1 protein-coding gene is annotated in these 532 nt (G+C 44.2%); it reads right to left on the bottom strand.

Annotated features, from left to right (window positions below; genetic code table 11):
- Positions 1-532, bottom strand: a 532-nt coding sequence (locus E0L37_RS21280) for a DUF1566 domain-containing protein (RefSeq protein ID WP_133493630.1), incomplete at both ends; no start/stop codon positions are given.

The following is a 532-nucleotide window of genomic DNA, read 5'->3' as shown; positions in this document are numbered from 1 at the left end:
CTATCACTGCTTAGCTGAGTATCACTTGGTTGATTAGGGAAGAAATCACTATTAAGCAATGTAGGCTCACCTTGCTTGGCATAATCTAATAACCCTAATAATTCGGTGTAAGTTGGCACACGCCAATTTGTACCACCGCAAAAATCGCTGCTGTTCACATCATTAATGTAAGTTTGCAGGCCACAGTCACTGGTGCTTGGGCAAGTAGAGCCGACAGCCCCTTGCACACTACCCGTTTGCACACCACTTGAACCATTTAAATACCAGCTATAATGGTTTGTTGCTGCACGATCAGCTGTCGACGGTGGTAATGTTGAACTGGCTTCTTTTACTTCCCAAATAAGGCCCGTCACATTATCTCGAACACAACTAAAGCTGGTAGCATCATCAGGGAGTTCGTCGGCAAATTCATTCATTTTAGTAAAATCAAACGCTAAGTCGCCCTGACCTACTTTATCTAGTTGGTTTGCGACACTATCACGACCTACATCGGCGTCTTGGCTTGGGAAGTCTTCGCTGTCACAATTAATTT

It is taken from the genome of Alcanivorax sp. 24 (assembly GCF_004360225.1).
Lineage (GTDB): Bacteria > Pseudomonadota > Gammaproteobacteria > Pseudomonadales > Alcanivoracaceae > Alloalcanivorax > Alloalcanivorax xiamenensis.
The sequence above is the reverse complement of the archived record's forward strand: the minus strand, read 5'-3'. Positions and strand labels throughout refer to the sequence as shown.